Source organism: Streptomyces sp. NBC_00154, from assembly GCF_026342835.1.
In the GTDB taxonomy this organism is placed as follows: Bacteria; Actinomycetota; Actinomycetes; order Streptomycetales; family Streptomycetaceae; genus Streptomyces.
On the sequence record NZ_JAPEMI010000003.1, the window covers coordinates 39,401 to 61,288 of the forward strand.

General features: G+C 68.0%; 16 protein-coding genes and 2 pseudogenes. 10 read left to right on the forward strand and 8 right to left on the reverse strand.

The features are described 5' to 3' along the window. Positions 1-316 precede the first annotated feature (316 nt). A complete protein-coding gene (locus OHA03_RS44875; RefSeq protein WP_267009734.1) occupies positions 317-844 on the forward strand; it encodes a GNAT family N-acetyltransferase in 528 nt (175 codons plus the stop codon). 415 nt (positions 845-1,259) lie between these two features. Next, positions 1,260-2,525, forward strand: coding sequence for an IS701 family transposase (locus OHA03_RS44880; RefSeq protein ID WP_267008511.1), 1,266 nt, complete (start codon positions 1,260-1,262; stop codon positions 2,523-2,525). Positions 2,526-2,642: 117 nt separating this feature from the next. Here the strand turns inward: OHA03_RS44880 and OHA03_RS44885 are convergent. After that, positions 2,643-2,918 (reverse strand): annotated as a pseudogene (locus tag OHA03_RS44885) (transposase); the annotation flags it as partial. Between the two features lie 680 nt (positions 2,919-3,598). Between OHA03_RS44885 and OHA03_RS44890 the strand changes: the two are divergent. From OHA03_RS44890 to OHA03_RS44905, 4 genes are all read left to right on the forward strand, one after another. Further along, positions 3,599-4,174, forward strand: coding sequence for a TetR/AcrR family transcriptional regulator (locus tag OHA03_RS44890; RefSeq protein ID WP_267009735.1), 576 nt, complete (start codon positions 3,599-3,601; stop codon positions 4,172-4,174). A gap of 726 nt (positions 4,175-4,900) precedes the next feature. Then, a complete protein-coding gene (locus OHA03_RS44895) occupies positions 4,901-5,521 on the forward strand; it encodes an FMN-dependent NADH-azoreductase (RefSeq protein ID WP_267009736.1) in 621 nt (206 codons plus the stop codon). Between the two features lie 256 nt (positions 5,522-5,777). Then, complete coding sequence (locus tag OHA03_RS44900) at positions 5,778-6,572, forward strand: oxidoreductase (RefSeq protein WP_267009737.1); 795 nt, start codon at positions 5,778-5,780, stop codon at positions 6,570-6,572. Between the two features lie 66 nt (positions 6,573-6,638). Continuing rightward, positions 6,639-7,652: an alpha/beta fold hydrolase gene (locus OHA03_RS44905; protein WP_267009738.1), complete on the forward strand. Its 1,014-nt coding sequence runs from the start codon at positions 6,639-6,641 to the stop codon at positions 7,650-7,652. A gap of 346 nt (positions 7,653-7,998) precedes the next feature. Here the strand turns inward: OHA03_RS44905 and OHA03_RS44910 are convergent, their stop codons facing one another. The 4 genes from OHA03_RS44910 to OHA03_RS44925 form a co-directional block, all read right to left on the reverse strand. Further along, entirely contained in the window at positions 7,999-10,200 is a 2,202-nt protein-coding gene (locus tag OHA03_RS44910) for a SpoIIE family protein phosphatase (protein WP_267009739.1), read from the reverse strand. Between the two features lie 8 nt (positions 10,201-10,208). Beyond that, a complete protein-coding gene (locus OHA03_RS44915; RefSeq protein ID WP_267009271.1) occupies positions 10,209-11,162 on the reverse strand; it encodes an IS481 family transposase in 954 nt (317 codons plus the stop codon). A gap of 552 nt (positions 11,163-11,714) precedes the next feature. Next, positions 11,715-12,110 carry a SpoIIE family protein phosphatase gene (locus OHA03_RS44920; protein WP_323181412.1) on the reverse strand — a complete coding sequence of 132 codons (396 nt, stop codon included), beginning with the start codon at positions 12,108-12,110 and terminating at the stop codon, positions 11,715-11,717. 135 nt (positions 12,111-12,245) lie between these two features. Then, entirely contained in the window at positions 12,246-14,582 is a 2,337-nt protein-coding gene (locus tag OHA03_RS44925; protein WP_267009741.1) for a SpoIIE family protein phosphatase, read from the reverse strand. A 443-nt stretch (positions 14,583-15,025) separates the two neighbouring features. Here OHA03_RS44925 and OHA03_RS44930 point away from each other — a divergent pair, with 443 nt between their 5' ends. Next, a complete protein-coding gene (locus OHA03_RS44930) occupies positions 15,026-15,529 on the forward strand; it encodes a DUF5959 family protein (protein ID WP_267009742.1) in 504 nt (167 codons plus the stop codon). On the opposite strand, the gene OHA03_RS44935 is transcribed toward OHA03_RS44930, so the two are convergent. Then, positions 15,429-16,298 carry an LLM class F420-dependent oxidoreductase gene (locus OHA03_RS44935; RefSeq protein ID WP_267009743.1) on the reverse strand — a complete coding sequence of 290 codons (870 nt, stop codon included), beginning with the start codon at positions 16,296-16,298 and terminating at the stop codon, positions 15,429-15,431. The genes OHA03_RS44930 and OHA03_RS44935 overlap by 101 nt on opposite strands. Positions 16,299-16,437: 139 nt before the next feature. Here OHA03_RS44935 and OHA03_RS44940 point away from each other — a divergent pair. Together OHA03_RS44940 and OHA03_RS44945 are read left to right on the forward strand one after the other, a co-directional pair. Then, positions 16,438-16,653: pseudogene (locus OHA03_RS44940) on the forward strand (transposase); the annotation flags it as partial. Between the two features lie 933 nt (positions 16,654-17,586). Beyond that, entirely contained in the window at positions 17,587-17,778 is a 192-nt protein-coding gene (locus OHA03_RS44945) for a hypothetical protein (protein ID WP_267009744.1), read from the forward strand. A gap of 412 nt (positions 17,779-18,190) precedes the next feature. Here the strand turns inward: OHA03_RS44945 and OHA03_RS44950 are convergent, their stop codons facing one another. Further along, the gene (locus tag OHA03_RS44950) at positions 18,191-19,615 is read right to left on the reverse strand and encodes a cell wall metabolism sensor histidine kinase WalK (protein WP_267009745.1); all 1,425 of its coding nucleotides are present in this window, start codon (positions 19,613-19,615) and stop codon (positions 18,191-18,193) included. After that, the gene (locus OHA03_RS44955; RefSeq protein ID WP_323181414.1) at positions 19,612-20,346 is read right to left on the reverse strand and encodes a response regulator transcription factor; all 735 of its coding nucleotides are present in this window, start codon (positions 20,344-20,346) and stop codon (positions 19,612-19,614) included. Before OHA03_RS44955 ends, OHA03_RS44950 begins: the two co-directional genes overlap by 4 nt. A 170-nt stretch (positions 20,347-20,516) precedes the next feature. Between OHA03_RS44955 and OHA03_RS44960 the strand changes: the two genes are divergently transcribed. Then, on the forward strand, positions 20,517-21,878 hold the full coding sequence (locus tag OHA03_RS44960; RefSeq protein ID WP_267009746.1) for a ferredoxin reductase family protein: 1,362 nt from the start codon (positions 20,517-20,519) through the stop codon (positions 21,876-21,878). The last annotated feature ends 10 nt before the right edge of the window (positions 21,879-21,888 follow it).

Sequence of the window (21,888 nt, forward strand, 5' to 3'; positions counted from 1 at the left end):
TGGTGTCATGCGCTGCCGCCTTGGACGCGCTGGTAGATGTCGGGGGATTCCGCGCAGATGCCGACGGAAAGCTTGCGTTTCTCGAAGTGGGCGAGGAAGTTGTCCCATTCGGCTTCGGTGGGCGTGCGGTACTCGGCTCCCGGTCACAGGGACCGGCGGCGGACGATGAAGGCGCAGTGGGCCTCGATGGTCTCGGTGGGGTAGATCGCTAATGGTGGAGTCGGATATTAGAACTGTCCGGCCGGGTAGTAGGCGTGCACCCCGGCCGTGGTCGCGGCAGGATGCGATCATGGATCACCCCTTGGATGTCCCGCGATTGACGGCAGGCGACAGCTTCGTGCTCCGCCCCTGGGAGTTCGGCGACCTGCCACTCGTCCAGGAGGCGTCGAGCGACGAATACATCCCGTTGATCACGACCGTCCCCTCCACGTACTCGCAGGAGGCCGGCGAAGCCTTTGTCCGGCGGCAGTGGGACCGTGCATCAACGGGTAGCGGGTATCCGTTCGTCATCGTGCGCGTTCAGGATAGTCAGCCAGTCGGGGCGATCGGCTTGTGGCTGAGGGACGTGAACGAGGGCCGTGCATCGCTCGGCTACTGGGTAGCCCGGTCCGCTCGTGGGCAGGGTGTCGCCGCGGCGGCTCTCCGAGCGGTCGCCGCTTGGGGACTCGGTGACCTGAAGATTCCCCGTCTTCAGCTCTGCCTCGAGCCGTGGAATGCTGCGTCGGCGCGAACGGCTGAGAGCGTCGGATTCCAGCGTGAGGGCCTGCTCCGCAGCTGGCAGATGGTGGGCGCCGAACGTCGCGACATGATCATGTACTCCCTGCTGAGTGCCGACCTGTCCTGACTGTCGTGTCCCGTCGGCCGACGGGGGCGTGGGCTCAGGACCCGTCGTCGGCTTACTTCGGCGGCGTAGGCGGCCCAGTCTCCGACGGATGCCTTCTGCCGCAGCCACCCCCTGCCGCAAGAGCGTCTCCCCTACGCAGGGCAGCCACCGCTGCTACCACGTCGCACCGGGAAAACAGCTCAGCCAGCAACAGACGCCAGCCCCTCTCCCGGATATCGCCCGCCCCGCCCCCGCTTGTGCATGTCCACAAGCAGCTCCCCCAACTGCTCGGCCGACAGCTCCGTCATTGGCCAGGCATCCACCGCGCGGCTCGGGGGGTTTCTTGCCCGCGTCTGTGCCCTGACTCCTAGTAGTGCTTGGTCAGGTCGGCTGCGGTGGTGCGTGTCCTTCTGGCCCGGTGCGGCGTTGGGAGTGTGTGACTCCGGACGAGATTGCTGTGGTGCGTGGTGAGTTGGAGGCGTTCGCGGCGGAGGTGTTCGAGCCGTTCGCGCGGAAGGATCAGCGTCGGTGGGGGCAGGTCTACCTGCGGGGGCTGCTGACCGACGGGCGGCGCAAGTCGGTCGAGCCGATGGCGGCCCGGCTGGGTGAGGACGGGAATCGGCAGGCGCTGGCCAATTTCGTGACCACCAGTCCCTGGGATCCGGCGCATGTGCGGGCCAGGGTGGCCTGGAGAATGGAAGCGGCGATCCGGCCGTCCGCGCTTATTTTCGACGACACGGGGTTCCTGAAGGACGGGACCGCTTCGGCGTGTGTGTCGCGGCAGTACACCGGCACGGCGGGCAAAGTCACCAATTGCCAGGTCGGCGTCTCGCTGCACCTTGCCTCGGATCATGCTTCGGCGGCGGTCAACTGGCGGCTGTTCCTGCCCGAGACATGGGACCCCCACTCGCCAAAGGCCGATCCGGACAAGGCCGCCCGGCGTGCCGTCTGCCAGATCCCCGAGGATGTCGGGCACGTGGAGAAGTGGCAGCTGGCTCTGGACATGCTCGATGAGACCCGCTCGTGGGGCATCGAGGTGCCGCTGGTCATCGCTGATGCCGGATACGGCGACGCCGCCGCGTTCCGGCACGGGGTGCAGGCCCGCGACCTGAACTACGTGGTGGGAATCTCCAGCACGCTGTCGGCCCAGCCCGGCGACGCGGTGCCGGTGGCCGAGCCGTACTCCGGGACCGGACGCCCGCCGGTGGCCAAGTATCCCGACAAGCCGCGGTCGGTCAAGGAGTTGGTCATCGCGGCGGGGCGGAAGGCCGCACGAGGGGTGCAGTGGCGGGAAGGCTCCCGGCCCGGCACCGGCCGCTCCGGCTTCAAGCGCATCTACTCCCGCTTCGTGGCCTTGCGCATCCGGCCCGCCGGACGTGAGGTCCGGCAGGCCACCGACGGCCCGGAGCTGCCGGAGTGCTGGCTGCTGGCCGAATGGCCCGCCGGCGAGCCCGAGCCGGTGCAGTTCTGGCTGTCCGACCTGCCCTCCGGCATGCCTGTGACCACGCTGGTCCGGCTCGCCAAGCTCCGCTGGCGCATCGAGCACGACTACCGGGAGATGAAACAGGCCCTGGGCCTGGCCCATTTCGAGGGCCGAACCTGGGGCGGCTGGCACCACCACGTCACCCTTGTCTCTGTCGCGCACGCCTTCTGCACCCTGCAACGACTGGCCCAAGCCCCAAAAGACGCGGCGCCGGCCTGAGCCTCTACCAAGTCGTCCGCGAACTCCAGACCCTGCTCGCAGTCTGGACCGGCGCCTGCCCCACCTGCCACCGCGACATACCCACCCCTATATCGACCTGACCAAGCACTACTAGCGGGGGACGCTGGTGGAGGTCTTCACGCTCTGCGCGTCGATCACGCACGCGGACGGCTGCGCTCTTCGCCCTTCGTGTTCACGGAGCCGACTCCGCAGCAGCCCGCTGAGCTGGGTGAACACGCCGTCCTTCTCCCACTTGGCGAAGTAGCCGTAGACCGTTTCCCAGGGCGGGAAATCGTGGGGCAGGTAGCGCCACTGCACTCCGGTGCGGTCCACGTAGAGGATCGCGTCCAGGATGGTACGCAGGTCGTGCTCGGGCGGGCGGCCGATGTCCAGGGCCCTGCTGGCATTCACCTGGATCCCTCTTGATCGCTCGTGAGAGGTTGTAACGCGGCACCAATCCCACTACCGCACCCGCCCCGCGCGGAGGGCGCGCATCCTGACGTACGCCGATCGCGCCTTGTCGGCTGGCAGGGATCGCCGCTGTCAGCCGGTGTGTCGCTGACGTGGGCGAGCACAGGAACGACGCCCTCGCGATTCCGCGACGGCGCGGAAGCCTTTGAGGCGATTGATGGCGCGTTCTTCTGCCGGTGTCTTACCGGTGCCATTGAGGCACACCCAGGGCAAGACCGTCGTGCGGGTGCAGAAGGCAACGACGTGGCGCGGCCACGCACCACGGACGCCTTGAGGAATCGGCCGAAACCTCTGCAGCGCCTGAGCGGCGGCCGTAGTCGATGAGGGCGAAGAAGTGGCTGGCGAAGGACGCCGTTCGCAGACCAGCGGATGTGCCACTTCGTTGAGATCCTCAACTCCCGACTCGGAAGGTCAGGCCCTCCAGGGCGCGGTGACAAAGCTGTGAACCAGTGAACCAGCGACCTTACCCAGCGGCCGTCGCCCCGAACCAGAGGCACAGGGTCACGGACGACGTCACGCCATGTCTTGGCAGAAGCGAGTGCCTTCGCATCGAGGAGACAAGATATTTGAGTGACCAATCCACAACAGCTACGCTTGACAGCATGGCGCGCACACGGGAGTTCGATATCGATCATGCTGTCGACCAAGCGATGGAGGTGTTCTGGCGCCGCGGTTACGCCGAGACGTCACTGCAGGACCTGACCTCGGCGCTTGGCATTGGCAGCGGCAGCCTATACGCGGCATTCGGGTCCAAGGAGAAGCTGTACGGGCTGGCACTGAAGCGTTACACCTCGCGCAACGCTGGCGAACTAGTAGCGCAACTGGAGTCGGCCGACGAGGTGCGTCCGGCGCTGCGGGCCGCATTGGCGGCCATGGCCGAAGCAGACCTGTGCAACCCTGACCGGGGCTGCATGATGGTCAACGCCGCCACCGAGCGCGCCTCCGACCCGACCACGGCCGCACAGGTCTCAGCAACCCTGCGACTGGTCGAGTCGACCATCGCCGGGGCGCTGGAGCGAGCCAAGGCTCAAGGCGAGCTCACGGCGGACAAGAACCCCACCGACCTGGCGCGTCTGCTGACCACCTTCATGCAGGGGCTACGTGTCATGGGCAATGCCCGGGCCGGGCGGGAATTCGTTGAATCGGCCGTCGCCACTGCGATGCGCAGCCTGGACTAGACAGCCCTGGACCATGCCCGCAAGTACAGCCGTTCACCGAGGGGCTGCCCACCACCCTGGCGAGCCACCCCGTCTCAGTGATCGACCTGCCACGAGCAGGACGCTGGGCTTCCTTGTGGCTGCCCGTGACGCGATGCAGATGCCCATCCATCCGGGGACGTCGTTACCTGCGGTTCGGAAAGCGTTTCACAAGCGGGCCCGTAGGCCGCGGACCGGGGCACTTCCCCCAGCTGCCGCGGGAATACTACTGCCAGCCTCGATCTCTTCGAGTAAAACGCCGGGGCTGCACCCGCTCGCTGCGGCCGCCCACGCGGCTTCAGCCGGACTCAGGCCGACTCAGTTGACCTCGTGCGGAGCGGCCCAGGAGCGTACGGGGAGGTCACGCTGAATCGGCTCCACTCGTTGATGAACGCGATCGCCGCAATCAGCTGCGCCAGCTCCGCCTCGTTGAAGTGCGCCGCCGCCTTGTCATACACCTCGTCCGGAACAAAGTGCGCATGTCGAGGCAGAAGGCGCGGTGGTCAGCTGCGATGCACGGCCACCAGCTCCAGTGGTACCGGGTCCGTGTCCCTGCGGACGCCGGATCCGGGCTCACCGTCGCCTCATACACGTCGGAGCGACTGTTCTTGATTGAACAATCCAGAACTGCTACTGTCGTCACTTGAGCGCTCAAGTCTCGCGCGCTCAATACTGGATTGATCAATCCACAATGAAACGGAAACCCTCATGCCTCACCTGTTGCATATCGACTCCAGCGCCCGCAGCACAGGATTCGGATCCGCCAGCCGACGTCTCTCCGCCCAGTACGTCGATGCATGGAAGGCCCAGAACCCCGGCGGCACCGTGACCTACCGCGACGTGACGGTGAATGTGCCGGATCTGGTCAGCGAGCATTGGGTGCGCGGCGTGTTCGGTCCGGCCGAAATCCATGACGCCCGCTCGGACGCTGCGGTCACCGCGGCCGAGAAGCTGATAGCCGAAGTCAAGGCAGCCGATGTGCTGGCCCTGGGGGTTCCGGTATACAACTTCAACGTGCCGGCGTCTTTCAAGGCCTGGATCGATCAGATCTCCATGGCCGGCCGCACCTTCAGCTACACGGCCGACGGTCCGCAGGGTCTGCTGGAAGGCAAGAAGGTCGCAGTCCTGCGCTCCTCAGGCAGCGACTTCAGCAACCCGCGTTTTGCCCCGCTGGACTTCCACGAGCCTTACATCCGCGGCATCCTTGGCTTCCTCGGCATCACAGACGTCGAATTCATTTCGGTCAACGGGATGACCGAGGAGCAGCTCGCGCCCCACTTCCAGAAGGCCACCGCAGCCATCGCCAACTCTGTCGGCACTGTCGCCTGATTGGCTCGCCGTCGACGACGCTATGCCCGCCGCAACGACATGTGGACCGCCGAAGGCAGTCTTGTCGGCAGTGGCCGCCGCCCTGGGAGTTGACATCCGAACGGCGGCTGACGCCTTCACCGCGGACGCCGTCGACAACGCCCTGCGCATCCTGGACTGACCTTCTCCTGCGGGCCGTCGCCCCTCCCCTCGGCAGAATCTCGCAGCACCCCACTGCGTCAATTATGGATTACTCAATCCAGATGGAAGGCATGCCATGGACATGAATCTGCACAACAAGGTTGCCGTCGTCACCGGCGCCAGCCGCGGCATCGGCCTCGCCACGGTCCGCGCCCTCGCCACGGAGGGCGTGAAGGTCGTCGCCGGCTCCCGCAAGGGCGGCAGCGAGCTCGACAAGCTCACCACGGAGTACGACACGGTCTCGGTGACGGGCGACCTGTCCACCCCGGAGGGAGTGGAGGCGCTGGTGCATGTCGCGCATGATCGCTTCGGCGGCGTGGACGTCCTCGTGAACAACGTCGCGACACTTACCCCACGGCTCGGCGGCTTCCTCTCCGTCACTGACGACGACTGGATGGCGACCCTCAACACCAACCTGCTCAGTGCGATCCGCGCCGTGCGCGCCGCGCTTCCGTCGCTGATCGAACGTAAGGGCGCGATCGTCACCATCAGCTCGGTCAATGCCTTCCTGCCCGACCCCGGCATCGTCGACTACACGGCCTCCAAAGCCGCACTCACCAACTTCTCCAAAGCCCTGTCCAAGGAAGTCGGCCCCCAGGGCGTCCGCGTCAACACCATCAGCCCCGGACCGGTCGAGACCGACATGTGGCTCGGCGAGGGCGGAATGGCCGCCACCGTGGCCGACGCCATGGGCGTCGACACGGAGACCGCGCGCGAGCGGATCATCGACAGCATCGGCGGGTTCGCGACCGGCCGCTTCACGCGCCCGGACGAGGTCGCCGACCTCGTCGTCATGCTCGCCAGCGACCGCACCGGCAACATCACCGGCGCCGACTTCGTGATCGACGGCGGCCTCATCAAGACCCTCTGAAACCCCTTTGCCCGGGCGGGCGAACCACCGCTGGCCCATCTCGACCCTACGATCAAGGAACTCGGCGTGAATAAGACCCTCATAACCTCCCTGACCTCCGGAGCGGTCGCCGCCGCCGCACTGGCTGCGTTCGCCAACGTCCCCGCGTCCGCCTCCGCCGCACCGCCGCGCACCTCGGCGACAACCGCATCCATCCATAACGCCAGCAGTCCCGAGCCGAAGGTTCCGGCCGGCTTTACTGAGCGCAAGGTCAAGGTCGGCGACGTCGGAATCAACTTCGTCGAGGGCGGCCACGGCAAGACGCTGGTCCTCGTCCACGGCTATCCGCAGACGTGGTACGAGTGGCACAAGGTGCTCCCCGAGCTCAGCAAGCACTATCACGTCATCGCCCCCGATCTGCGAGGCGCGGGCAACAGTGACACTCCCGGCACCGGATACGACAAGATGACCATGGCCGCGGACATCCACGGACTCCTGAAGAAGCTCGGCCACAACGACGACATCTCCTTGGTTGGCCATGACATCGGCACGATGGTTGCCTACGCCTACGCCGCCGCGTACCCGGGCGACGTCTCCAAGCTCGTCCTCACCGAGGCCCCCATCCCGGACAAGGTCATCTACAACTACCCTGCTCTGACCTCTCAGGGCCCCGGGTTCTGGAACTTCGGCTTCTTCAACGTCACCAACGGCCTTCCCGAGCAGACCATCAATGGCCGCGAGACACAGTGGATCGAGCGCTTCGCCGACATGCTGGAATTCAACAAGAACGGCATCACGCCCAAGGACGCCGCGATCTACGGCCACTACCTCAAGGACGACGCGCACCTGCGCGCCAGTTTCGAGTGGTTCCGCACCCTGAACCAAGACGTCACCGACAACACCGTCAACGGGAAGACCAAGCTCACAATGCCCGTCCTGGCTCTCGGCGCGCAGTACAGCCTGGGCCAGACCGTCCCCGACCAGATCCGCGGCTACGCCACGGACGTCACCGGCGACGTCGTCAGCGGCTCCGGCCACTGGCTCTGGGAGGAGAAGCCCGCGGAGATGACCAAGCGCCTCCTGGACTTCCTCGGGCACTGATCGGGGCGTGCGTCACGGACCTCGATCACCGTCAGCAGGTCCGTCAAGGCATCGAGGCATCGAGGCATCGATGGACCTGGCTCATCGGGGGATCATCACCGCAACAGAGGACCAGTGTTGACAGCCGACAGGTGGCATACCGGACCGCGGACACCGCCGCCCGGCCATGCACGCCATCTCCGTTGTCGACGGGCTGCTATCCCCGGAACAGTCGGGCGCTGCTGACGAGAACGAATGATGACATGAGATGCATTGCACCGCGCAGCACCCTCGAGCTCGCCTCCGACCCGGGGGGCGGGCCCCGACCGTCCGCTGCCCGGACTGACGGTCTGTCGCCAGGGCCTGATCACTTGGAAATGTCTATCCAGACCGTCTTGCCGCGGCCATTCGGTGAGCTCCCCCATGTCGTGGAGAGGTAGTCCACAATGCCCATACCCCTCCCGTGTTCGGCGACTTCGTTCGTCTCGAGCGAGTCGGTGACGGAGGTGGGTATGGGCGGCTTGGCGTCGGTGTCGCGAACTTCGAGGTGGACCCGCTCCGGATACTCACGGATCCGCACCTCCACATCGCTGTCCGCGTGGATAAGCGCGTTGGTGACGGCCTCGGAGCTGATGACCTCCATGTCGTCAACAAGATGGAAGAGTTCGCGTCGCTGCAAGAAGCCACGGATAGAGCGCCGTACGGACTTGACGCCATGAATGTCGTGCCGCGGTATGAACATGCGATCAACCCTCTGCACGGGCCCCAAGGGGCTTCCCTCGTAGAGCGCCAGGAGCAGGACGATGTCGTCCGAGGGACGCGCTGAGCGTTCGGTCGCGGCCGCCCTTTGCATGATCATGTCCGCGAGCCCGTCCAGAGATCTGCGCTCTACGCCATCCACCGATTCCAGCAGACGACAGGCGTCCGTGGTGGGGTCACCGGGCCGGGAGGACAGGCCGTTCGTGTAGAGCGTCAGCAGCGTTCCCGGAAGGACGGGGACCTCTACGGTGGCGTAGGTGTGCCCGGGCACCACGGCCAGCGGGACATTGGGCGGCGCCTTGACCGGAACAATCGTCCCGTCCGGTCCGCGCAGCAGGGGGGGCGGGTGTCCGGCGAGGGCAACCTCGGCGCCACCGAACTCGAGGTCCACACGAACGAAGCAGCAGGTGGCGTAGAGATCCGCATCCAGTTCGGCCAGCAGCGCGCTCGACCGGGCGAGCACGTCGGCGGGGTCGTGTCCCTCGGCGGCATACGCGTGCAGGCCGCTGCGGAGCTGCCCCATGATCACCGCGCTGTCAGCGTTGTGGCCTTCCACGTCTCCCACGACCACGCCGACCTGCCTGCCTGCCTGCCTGCCGGGCAGCGGAATGACGTCATACCAGTCGCCGCCCATCCCTGAAGCCGCCGGCGGGGACAGGTAGCGGGCGGTGACCACGAACTCCGACCATTCCGGCAGGCTGCGAGGCAGAAGCTTCCGCTGCAGGGCGTCGGTCAGTGCGTGCTTGGTCTCGTTCAGATACTCACGCTCGACCGCGACCGTCAAGTGCGTGGCCATCATGAGCAGGAGCGCCTGCTCCTCGGCCGGGAAATCCCTGGCGGTGTCGAATCCGAGCATGAAGCTGCCGAGGACGTGGCCGCTGCCAGTGACGGGTAGAACAGCCAAGGCCCGAAGGTCCGCGACATCGGCCTCGGAATAGGAATCGAGCAATGCTTCGCGGTCCGGAAGGAAGAGGGGTTTGTTTGTTCGTAGTGCATCGGCGGCAGGAATCCTGCGGTCGAGGTGGGCTCCATGGATTGCCCGCACCAGGCCAGGGCTTCCGTCGTGGCCCACAACCCGCAGCCGGCCCTGTCTGCCGAGCACCACGACGAGGGTGCTCGCACCGAAGGGCTTCATGATCCACTCGCTGGCCTCACGTACCACCCCATCGATGCCGGACGCCCGGTTGAGGGCCGCGGACAATTTGTGGAGGTGATACATCTGCGACAGCACCGACGAAGCAGGGAGCTCCGGCAGCCCCCACCGATGCCCGCGCGCCCTCGTGGATACGGCAGTCTCGCGCATCGTCTCGAACACCGGGACGATCATGGGGCATGGCCTCGGCCATTCCTCACGCGGCGAACGCTCCAGCAGGGCACACTCCAGCTGCTCCCCCAACTCGGCCAGGCGGTCCAGCAGGCGCGGAATCTCGGACGGGCAGGGCGGCACCCAGAGAGCCGTTAGCGATCCGAAGCGTCTCTCCCTCACCCCAAGGGGGATAGCGATGACCGAATACGGATAGGAGACGAGCCGGAACGATCTCTCCACTTCCGGGCTCGTGAAGGGCAGGCCGGATTCCACCGCCCGCCCGGTACGCCAGGCAGTCGCCGAAGCATGCGGGCTCTCACACGGTATTCGGTCCGGAATCGAGAAAATTGCCGGAGGGGAGCCTCCGATTGCCGCGGCAACCAGGTCTCCCTCATCCGGCTGAGCAACGAAAACCACGGCCACGAATGCACCCAGCTCCCGCACAGCGCACGTCAGGGCCTTCGCGAAATGCCGATCTTGCTGCACGTCGGCGAAGTCCGGCACGCTGTGCCCTAGCTGTACTGACCCGTGAGGTTGGGGACGCGGCTGGCGGGTGGTTGGCCCTTGAGCGCGGTGTGTCCGCGGTGGTGATTGTAGGTGTGCAGCCAGGCGGGGTAGGCCTCGCGTCGTTCGCTCTCGGTGCGGTAGAGCTTTGCGTAGGCCCATTCGTCGAGGAGAGTGCGGTTGAACCGCTCCACCTTCCCGTTGGTCTGGGGCCTGTAGGGCCGAGTGCGCTTGTGTGAAATGCCTTGTTCGGCAAGGGAGTTGCGCCAAAGGTGTGACCGGTAGCAGGACCCGTTGTCAGTGAGAACCCGCTGGACGGTGATGCCGGCAGCGGTGAAGAAGGTCTGGGCTCGCTGCCAGAATCCGACGGCGGTTTCCTTCTTCTCGTCGGTGAGGATCTCGCTGTAGGCGAGTCGGGAGTGGTCGTCGACGGCGTTGTGCAGGAAGCTCATGCCGGCGTTCGCCCGGTTCTTTCGGCCCTCGGCCCGGCCGAGGACCTTGTGGCCGCCGCCGTCGGGGATGTTGCCGAGTTTCTTGATGTCGACGTGCACGAGGTCGCCGGGAGCGACGTGTTCGTAGCGGCGGATCACCCGGCCGGTGGCGCGGTCCAGGTGGGCCAGGCGGGCGAGGCCGTACCGGGTGAGAACACGGTGCACGGTCGCGGGATTCAGCCGTAGCAGGTAGGCGATACGGGCCGGTCCCCAGCGGCGCAGAAGCCGGACTTTGATGATCCGCCGCTCGGTGCGGGTCGGGGTCCGACGCGGGCTGTGGTGCGGCCGTGAGGAGAGGTCGGCCATACCGGCCTCGCCGAGCTCGCGGTAACGGGCGGCCCACCGCTGGGCCGTCGTGGGCGAGACCTGGAAGCGTTCGGCGGCCCGCCGCAGCGGCCAGCCGTCCTCGACGACGCAGCGGGCCAGACGCAGACGTCCGGTCTCGGTCAAGGGTGCATTACGGTGGGGCATGAGGGCCTTCTGATCGTTCGGTGGAGATGTCGCAATCCACACCGAACCCGGAAGGCCCTCACTCGTTCAAGATCCCCAAGCCGTGGGATCCGTCACCAACCTCCGTGGTCAGAACACCTAGCGCATTCACGATCGATTGCTCATGAACCATGGCGCTTCCATGGTGCGGGCCGGGGGCCGGTCAGGCGAATTGAGCCTGGCCCAACGCGGAAGGCCGACGGTTCGTGGAGAGCTGACTTCAACGGCCTTTCCACCCTCGCCGTCACCACCTCATCGTCGGCACCACCTACCCACTGCTCCCGGACAGCCTCGACAGCTTCTACGAGCGCACCCACTCCATGGCCTGGGCCGCCGCCATTCGGCATCTGAACCTGCGGCGCCCCCTTTGGGCGGTCTCAGGCGATGCTGCCCCCACCCGCTCCATCACCAGCAACCTCATTGCCGCCACCTGCCACGGCACCGGCGCGGGCACACAAGCGCCCCGACGTCGAAGGCGTTCCTCTTAATCCTGGCCGCTGTCGCCGGCCACTGACGGCGACCACCATGAATCCGTCATGTTCGTCTGATGACCAGCACGGCCACGTCGTCGAGGTGGTCCACCGCGACCGCGGCGTCGAGAATTCGGTCAGCGATCGCCTCGGCGTTCAGTCCGTCGTGGAGAGCTTGGCCGGCCAGCGTTCCGGCCTGCTTCAGTCCGGCTTCAAGCGTCAGGCCCGGCCCTTCGACCACATCGTCAGTGACCATGACCAGCGCGGTGCCCTTCTCCAGCGTGAAGGTCTCCTCGATGTAGTCGGTACCTGTCAGGACTCCCAGCACCGGACCGCCCAGCAGCTCGCGGATGTCTGGGCCTGCATACCTCCGGCGGCAAGCAGATCCTCGTCCTTGCAGTATCAAGGAGCGGGTCGAAGACCAACCGTTCCGTGCCGTGCTCGGCCGACCGGCCCGCACCCGGGCTGCGAAACGACCCCGCCCAATGGGGCGGGGTCGTTCGTGGTGCTGAGCCTGACCCAGTGCGTGCCGCGGTCGACGCGGCTTCGGATTTCGCGATCCGGCCCGCCGCGCGGCGGGCCCCGCCTGCCGCGCTCATGTCGGACGCTCGGCATCGTTTCGGTGCTCCGTTGCCAGCCCTGTTGGTTGCTCTGCCCAGACGGTCTTTCCCTGGGGTTGATGGCGGGTGCCCCACTGGTCCGCGAGGCTCGCGATGATGAACAGTCCTCGGCCTGTCTCGTCGATGGTGCGGGCATGTTTCACCTGCGGAGCGCTGGTCGCGATGTCGCTGACCTCGCAGGTCAGCATTCGCTCGAAGATCATCCGCAGTTGCAGGGGCGGAGCGCCATAGCGGACCGCGTTGCCGACGAGCTCGCTGACGATGAGCTCGGTGGTGTACGCCGTCTCCTCGTCCACGCCCCAGATGTCCAGCTGGTGGCGGGCCGCCGCGCGGGCGACCGGTGCGGCCTCGGGGCCCGCAGGCAGCGAGAGGGTCAGTACCCGATCTGGGGGCAGCGCCTTCGTGCGGGCCAGCAGCATGAGTGTCTCGCCGGTCCGGTGGTCATCCGGGAGGGCGTGCGCGATGTCGTCGCACAGGTCCGGCAGGGGCCTTGTGCCGGCGCCGTCCAGGAGCGGGCGCAGTGCACCGGACGGGGCCAGGACCTCGTCCGCGAGCGCGGCCGTGCCCAATGCCAGAGTGCTTCCTTCTGGGAGGCTGACGGTGGTCGCGGGGAATGGGGCGTTGCCGGTTTCGGCGAGTGGGGGACCTGCAGGAACGGACAGGCCGGGCAGGCCGGCCGAGGTGCTGTCGGGAAGGACCGCGACCGGCTCGGGGAGGCCGGCGCGGGCGATGGTGCAGGTGAGTTCGACCGGGTCGTAGATCGCGATGACGCAGCCGGCGGTGAGCGGTTCGCGGTCCAGGGGATCCGTGGGAGGCAGTTCGGCGTATGCGGCGGCGAGACGGGCTGTGGTGTCGCTGAGGCGGGCCAGCAGCTCATCGGGCTGCAGGTCCAGGACGGCGAGTGTATGGACGGCCGTCCGCAGGAGTCCCATCGTGATGGCTGCGGCGATGCCTTGCCCTGCCACGTCGCCGACGATCAGCGCGGTCCGTGCACCGGGCAGCGCGATGGCGTCGAACCATGCGCCGCCGCTCTCCGGAGACGGAAGGTGGAGTGGGCAGATGTCCACGGTGGCATGTGTGGCGGGTTGTTGGGGAAGTAGCCTGCGCTGGACGGTTCGCGCGATAATCCACTCGCGCATGAACTGGCGGGCGTTGTCGATGCAGAGCGCAGTGTGGGCACACACCGCGGATGCCACCGCGACGTCCTCCTCTTCAAAGGGATCTTCTTGCTGGTGACGGTAGAAGCTGACCACGCCCAGAGCATGGCCGCGCAACGCCAGTGGTGCCACGATCAGGGAGTGTGAACCGGACCGCCTGATGATTTCGGCTCGGGCCGGGTCGGCGGCCAGCCACGAGCTGTCCTCCTCGATCGATACGAGGCGCGGCCGAAGGTCGGACAGGACCTGCGAGAAGGGGGTGCCGGTCGGCAGGGGGCGCACGACTCCGACCGGCTGACCCTCGATTCGGCCCTGGAAGGCGGTCCGGCGCAGTGGAACGTCCCCGTGGACGGGCACCGGCGGGGGCTCGTCTCCGCGGATGACGTCTTCGATCACTTCGGCGTCGGCGATGTCGGCGAAGGCGGGCACTACCGCCTCCACCAGCTCCTGACAGACAGCACCCACGTTCAGCCGGTGCCCCACTTGTCTGCGGACCGTGTCCAGGAGGGCCAGGCGGTTCTGTGCGTTCTCTCGCTCGGTGACGTCGACGGCGGATGCCACCAGTCCGAGCACACGGTCGTGGGAGTCCTCCAGGCGGAAGTAGGAGAGGGACTGGATACGGCGCGTGGGCCGGCCCGGTGCCCCGACGTGCCGGACGAGCCGGTTCACCACCGGTTCCCCGGTCTCCATGACCCTTTGCGCTACGGCGGCTTCTTCCTCGGGATCTTCGAGTTCCCACGCCTCGGTGAAATGCTTGCCCAGCAGGTGCCCCACCGGTGTGCTGTTCAGTTCGCCGGTAGCGCTGCTCATGCGGACCACGCGCAGCTGATCGTCGAGGACGTGCAGTACCACAGGGGAATGGGTGAACATGGCCTTCAAGATCGCCACGTCCTGCCCCGACATGGTGTCCCCCGCCGAGAGCACCTGCCACACCACAGAAGTACCTCGCAGCACCGGTTTGACCAGCACCGCGGCCGGATCCGAGAACCTTTCCCGCCGCGATTCGCCGTCAGCGGCGACCTCACGCATGAGAGCCGCCACGGACCGGCCGATGGCCTCCTCGGCAGACCACCCGAACAGCTCCTCAGCCGGACGCCCCCACTCGACCACCCGGCCACTGTCATCGATGAGTACGAGCACGTCACCGCTGGGCATTCGAAAACACCTCCGCCCCCCATTCCTGCCCACCCGTGCCGACGACTGGCCCGCTCACCCCACAGTTACACCGATCGGCTCAGCCCGCTTCCGAGCGGGGCTGCCCAGGGTCCGGTCCACCCCCCAGGCCGCGCCCGTGAGCCGGCACAGCTCGTGCTCGGCCGGCCGATGTCCAGCCCTTTCCCTTGCAGCTCAGCCCGCTGGCTCGGCCGCTACTCTTTCCAGCTGCCGGAGCTGCCGGAGCTGCCCGGCGGGCTGTAACCCCTGTGCCGCCCCGGACGCGCCGAGGAAGGGTGACGTCGGCACGGGCGTCCGTGACAGCCCGGGCCATCTTGACGGTGCCGTTTGCGCCGGCGCCGGCTCGTGGAGAGGACTGGGAGCCGTAACGCTCACGAGGGGAACAGCTTCGCGTACCTGCATCTCCCGACGGGCGGCCCCTCTGCATGCCGGGTTGCAGAAGGCCGGAGCCCCGGCGGTGCCGGTACCCGTCAGAGCCTTGTGCGACGTGCTCCGATGCCGCCCGGGCGAGGGTGTCCTCGGATGGCGACAACAGCTTTCAGGCGCGTGTGCTGGGGCGTCGGTCGCCGGGTGTGCTGCATCTTCACGACATTCTCGACGCAGAGGTCGTGGTCACGAGCAGCTTTGTCAGCGGTCGACTGGCCATGTCCCTGTTCCCAGCTGCCTCCCGAACCGGCAGACAATCGCTGTTCCTAGGAACCGACGAAGCCACCTTCTCCCTGCTGTACGACCAAGGGCGCGCCCGTCGGGGCTCAGGGCTGTCGTCTTGCCCCTGGGAGACGTCTTGCGGGCGTGAAAGAGTGCGGCTGCTACTCCGTCCAGCCCTGGTTATTCCTCGGGGCGAATCCAGGTCCGGGCGAGTTCCGCGACCCAGGTGGCTGCCGCGTCGGGAGCGGGCGGGGGTGCGCCGACGACGACGAGTTCGGTGACGCCCACCGCACCGAGTGCGGGGAGGTGCTCCGGGATGCCGTCGCTCAGCGCGACGGCGACCGTGAGCTCGTCAAAAGCGCGACCGTGGCGGGCGCACTCATCGGCGAGAACGGCGATGCGCGCCGGGACGTCGGCCGCCGGGACGTTGAAGCCGTACCAGCCGTCGGCGAGCGTTGCCGCGCGCCGCAAGGCAGCGTCGCTGTTGCCGCCGACCACGACCGGGAGCCGGCCGCCGCGCAGCGGCTTCGGGTTGACCCGGATCGCGTCGAAGCGGGTGAACTCCCCTGTGAAGGAGGCCGGGTCCTCGGCCCAGACGGCGCGCATCGCGGCGAGGTACTCCTCGGTGCGCCGCCCGCGCTTCGCGAAGGGCACTCCGAGCGCTGCGAATTCCTCGGCCGACCAGCCGACCCCGACCCCGAGGCTGAACCGCCCGGCGGAGAGCACGTCGAGTGTGGCGGCCTGTTTGGCGACCAGGACCGGGTTGTGCTCAGGCAGCAGGAGTACGCCGGAGGCGAGCTCGATCCGGCTGGTGACCGCCGCCGCGAAGGTCAGGGCAAGCAGCGGGTCCAGCCAGTCCGCGTCCGTGGGCACGGCGATCCGGCCGTCCGCGGAGTAGGGATAGCGCGAGGCGGGCGCGTCCACGAGCACCACGTGCTCGCCGCACCAGAGCCTCGCGAAGCCGTGTGTCTCCGCGGCTGTGGCCACCGCACGGATCACCTCGGGATGAGCACCGTCACCGATACCGAGCGCGTGCAAACCCACTCGCATTCTCCACCTCCGGGCATCACCTCAATAACTCCTAACGAAATGATCTCTGTGGTGGTTGGATCGCTTCGGGATTTTGACGATCTGGGGGTGTCCAGTGGGTCGGTCGAAGCCGTGGGATGTTGACGACAAGTCGTCGTCGTTGATCGAACTGCTGCTGCCGAAGTTGGAGCGCCGGAAGTGCCTTCCTGGTCGGATGCGGCATCCGGACCGACTGGTGTTCCAGGGCATTCTGTTCGTGGTGCATACCGGAATCGCCTGGGAACACCTACTGCAAAAGCTCGACTTCGGCTCTGGCATGACGTGCTGGTGCCGCCTGGCCGAGTGGTCCGAAGCCGGGGTGTGGTCCCGCCTGAACGAACAGCACCCACATCCGGTCCGGCACCAGCCGCTCAACCAGATCAGATTCACGGGCCAACGAGGGATCACACCGATCACTCCCCGATTTTCGCTGCAGTCCCCGTGTCCACTCCACATCGTGTAGCGATTACGGGTTGGCAGCCGCGGTGTCAGGGTAGCGGCCGTCCACCTCCCGGTGTCGCGATTCCACTTGCCGCGGGGATCTAGATTGTGACTGAGGTCACACGAGTAGCTTGGACCTGCTTCCGGGCCTTCCCGGTATCACCACCGTGCAGGTCCGGATCGTCACCCACATGCGGCCGGTGGCGCATCGCCGCCCTGGCCTTCGGCCTGCAGTGCGTTCTGACCGTCTATATCGCGGTCGGCATCAAATCCGACAGCGACGGCGATGTGGGTCGGCCTCCATGACCCCCGGCCAGGTGTACGAGGCCATGGTCCGCCTCGGCGGACACGACACCTTCACGGGGGACTGACCTGCGCCAACGACCACCGCCCAGGCTGCCCGTTCCCGGCCTCGGGGCGTCGCGGATTGTCCGATCATCCAATGCCGCCGAGCGGCCGCGTTCGGCAAGACCGCCCGCATGACCGAGACCGCGCCGCCCTCCGGCCCTTCCGCCCCCGAGCAGGAGAGGTGGCTGACGCCGGGCGTGCGCGGCATCGGCACCGCCAGCTTCCTCGCCCACGCCGGCCACGAGATCCCCACCGCCCTGCTGACCTCAACCCTCGGTGGCCCCTGCCGCAGCCCTCGGCGCGATCGAAGGCGTTTCCGACGCGCTCGCGGGTGCCGCCCGGTTCGGCGGCGGCATGTTGGCCGACGACCCGGCCCGCCGCCGGAAGGTCGCCGCCGGCGGATACACAACCACCGCGGTACTGGGTGCCGCGACCGCCGTGTGGCAGGTCGGCGTGCTGCGCGCCGCCGCCTGGACCGCCCGTGGGCTGCGCGTCCCGGCGCGCAACCCTGCTGGCGGACATCGTCCCGGCCAAGGCGTACGGGCGGGCGTACGGGTTCGAGCGGATGATGGACAACCTCGGCACGATCTTCGGCCCCCTCCTCGCGCTCGGCCTGGTGGCCACGCTCGCGTCACCTGGGCGATCGGCCTGTCCGTCATCGCCGGCGTCCTGACCGCCGCCGCGATCACCTACGCGATCCGTAAGACCCCCGCGCCCCACCAGCCGGGACAAGGTGCCGCTGAAGATCCGGGTACGGCCGGTCCTCAAAGGAGACCTCGGCCGACTGATGGGGGCGGTGGCTGCGTTCGAGGTGGGCAACGTCGCCGCGACCCAGCTGATCCTGCGGGCCTCCGAGCTGCTGGCCCCGGGGGCACGGCACGAAGACCGCCACCACGATCGCGCTCGGTCTCTACACCGCCTACAACGTCGCCGCCACGGTCGCCTCCGATCCGTACGGCTTGTTCGAGCTGGACATCGGCCTCCGTCTCGACCTGGACCTGTCCGTCCCCGCTGCTGCGGTCGCTCCATGATGCGGGCATGTTTATGGGTCTGATCCCCTGGTGCCCTGGGCGGGCCGGACGGTCTCAGTCGGGGAGTGTGAGGCGGAAGGTGGTGTGTCCGGGGCTGCTGGTGACGGTGGCGGTTCCGCCGTGGGCGGTGATGACGGCGTGGACGATGGCTAGGCCCAGACCCGTGCTTCCGGTGGTTCGGGAGCGGGCGTGGTCGGCGCGGACGAAGCGGCCGAAGACTTCGGGCTGGAGCTCTTCGGGGATGCCTGGACCGTTGTCGCTCACGTCCACACAGACGCCGGTCGGTTCGGTGGTGAGGGCGATCGTCACTTCGGTGCCGGGCGGGGTGTGGGTTCGGGCGTTGGCGAGGAGGTTGCCGATGGCCTGTTGGAGGCGGTGGGCGTCGCCGGTAACGGTGACGGGTTCTTCGGGGAGGTCCAGGAGCCAGTGGTGGGCGGGACCTGCGGCCCGTGCGTCGTCCGTCGCGTTCAGGATCATCAGGGTCAGGTCGACCGGTTCGTGTGCGAGGGGGCGTCCGGCATCGAGGCGGGCGAGGAGGAGCAGGTCGTCGACGAGACGGGTCATGCGCTGTGACTCGCCGTTGATCCGTTCCAGGGCGTGGCGTACTTCGGCGGGGACGGGGCCGTGGTGGCGCAGGGCGAGTTCGGCGTGGCCTCGGATGTTGGCGACGGGGGTGCGCAGTTCGTGGCTGGCGTCGGCGGCGAAGTGCCGCAGGCGTTCCTCGCTGGCTTGCCGGCGGGTGAGAGCGTCCTCGACGTGGCCGAGCATGTGGTTGAGGGCGGTGCCGACCTGGCCGACCTCGGTGCGCGGGTCGGTGTCGGGAAGGGGCCCGGGCATGGCGACCTCGCCGCTGGCGAGCGGCAGCCCGGCGACCTCCGCCGCCCGGGCGGTGACCTTCTGAAGGGGGCGCAGGGAGATCCGCACCCATAGGGCCGCGGCGGTGCCGGTGACCACGAGGGCGGCACCGAACAACACGGCTTCGACCGCTTCGAGGCGGTGCACGGTCTCTTCCACCGGGTGCAGTGGCAGGCCGGTGATCAGGGTGTCCTGGTCGTCGCCCTGGACGGCCATGACGCGGTAGACCCCCAGAGTGGACAGGCGGATGCTGTGCCCGTTTCCATCCACGGGGATTCCCGCCAGGGCGCGGCGATCTTCGTGGGTGAGCTGGAGAGGACGGTCGGTGGCGTCGTCGACGACGGCGGCCTGGGTGACGGTGTTGTTCAGGAGGCGGGCGCCGAAGGTCGATTCGGCCTGCCCGCGGGTATCGGGGTGGTTGTCGGCGTCGGGCTCGGCTTCGTGTTCCAGGCTGGCGGCGAACCGGCCGCCGGACGCGGTGAGCTGTTCGTCGAGACGCCCCATCAGGAAGCCGCGCAGGGCGAGGGCGGTGGTGATGCCGACGGCGCGGCAGGCGAGGGCGAGCAGGATGACGAGCCCGGCGGTGAGCTGGCCTCGCAGGGTGCGCGGCGGCGTGGGCCTCATGGGGCTTCCGGCTTGAGGACGTAGCCGACGCCGCGCACGGTGTGGATCATCGGGGTGCGTCCGGCGTCGATCTTCTTGCGCAGGTAGCTGATGTAGAGCTCGACGACGTGGGCGCGTCCGCCGAAGTCGTAGGCCCAGACGCGGTCGAGGATCTGATCCTTGGACAGGACGCGGCGCGGGTTGCGCATGAGGAAGCGCAGGAGTTCGAACTCGGTGCGGGACAGATCGACGGTGGCCCCGCCGCGGCTGACCTCCCTGGCTTCCTCGTCCATGGTGAGGTCCCCGACCGTGAGCCGGTTCGTGCCCGGCTCGGCGGTCATGCCGGCCCGCCGGAGCAGCCCGCGCAGCCGCGCCAGGACTTCTTCCAGGCTGTAGGGCTTGGTGACGTAGTCGTCGCCGCCCGCGGTGATGCCGGCGATGCGGTCCTCGACGGCGTCGCGGGCCGTCAGGAACAGCACGCATACGCGGGGTGCCTCACGCCGCAGGGTGCGGAGGATCTGCAGGCCGTCGAGGTCGGGCAGCATCCAGTCCAGGACCACCGCGTCGGGCCGGAAGGCGCGGGCGGTCGCGAGCGCGGTCGCGCCGTCGGCGGCGGTACGGACCTGCCAGCCCTCGCCAGTCATGACTCCGGCCAGGACGTCGGTGACGTCGGGTTCGTCGTCGACGACGAGGATCCGCACAGGTTCTCCGTCGGGGCGGTGCAGAAGCGAGGTGGTACGCGGCTCGTTCATGGTTCCTTCAGCATCCCCCGGCCCTGGCCGGGGCGGGGCGAGCCGTGTCTTTGAATTTCCTCTGAATCTGCGCTGAGGGTGGCCGACGGGGCGGTTTCAGAAGGTACTCAAAGGTTGGGCTGTGACGCTGGCCGCCCATCGCCGGAGCGAGTCCCATTCGGAGGAGCCCCATGACCACCACGTTCACCGACACCTGTGCGAGCCGTGGGATGCGCCACCGGCGTCCGCGTCACAGCGCCGTGCCCTTCCTGGGTCCGCTGGTGATCTGGGCCGGCGCCGCTGGTGTGCTTGCACTGTGGTGGAGCGACACGACCTCGGTCGTCGGCCCGGCGGGCTGGCTCACCGGCGCGGGGCGCATCACCGGGCTCCTGGCCGGCTACGCCTGTGCGGTCCTGCTGGCGCTCATGGCCCGCGTGCCGCTCCTGGACCACACCATCGGCACCGACCGTCTCGCGCGCTGGCATGCCTGGGGCGGCCGCTGCACCGTGTCCCTGGCCCTCGCCCACACCCTGCTGATCATCTGGGGATACTCGCTGACCTCCCACACGAACGTGGTGAGTCAGACCTCCACGCTCGTGCTGCACTACCCCGACCTCCTCAAGGGCACGGCCGGGTTCCTGCTGTTCCTGGCCACCGGAGTCCTCTCGGCCCGCGCGGCCCGCCGCAGGATGAGTTACGAGACCTGGCACTACCTGCACTTCGCCACCTACCTGGCGGTCTTCCTCACCTTCGGCCACCAGCTCTCCAACGGAGCCGACTTCGTCGGCAACCGCTCCGCGCAGGCGGCCTGGTACACACTTTTCCTCGGCGTCGCCGCGCTGGTCGCCTGGTACCGGTTCACCGTCCCACTGCGGCGCGGACTGCGCCACCGCCTGCGTGTTACGGCGGTCCACCCCGAGGCACCCGGTGTGGTCTCCGTCCACCTCACCGGCGAGCACCTGGACGAGCTGGGCGGCCAGCCGGGACAGTTCCTGCGCTGGCGCTTCCTGGCCCGCGGGCTGTGGTGGACCGCCAACCCCTACTCCCTCTCCGCCCCCGCGCAACCCGGTCACCTGCGCATCACCGTGAAGACCGCAGGCGGGCACAGCGCCGCGCTGGCCCGCCTGGCACCCGGCACCCGGGTCTGGGCCGAGGGACCCTACGGCGCCTTCACCGCGAGCCGCCGCACCGCCCCCAAGGTCCTCCTTCTGGCCGGCGGTGTCGGCATCACCCCCCTGCGCACGCTCTTCGAGACACTGCCGGGCCAGGTCACCCTCGTCTACCGGGCCCGCCGCCCGGCCGACCTCGTCCTGCGCGCTGAACTCGATGCGATCGCCGCCCGCCGATGGGCCTGCGTGCACTACGTCGTCGACGAACCGGCCACCTACTCCTCACCCCTCACCGCCCGGGGCCTGACCGCGCTGGTGCCGGATCTCGCCGCACACGATGTCTACCTCTGCGGCCCTCTGGGCATGACACACGCCGCGATCCAGGCCCTGCGCGATGCCGGCGTCCCGGCACGACGCATCCACCACGAGTCGTTCGCGTTCTGAGGAGAACCAC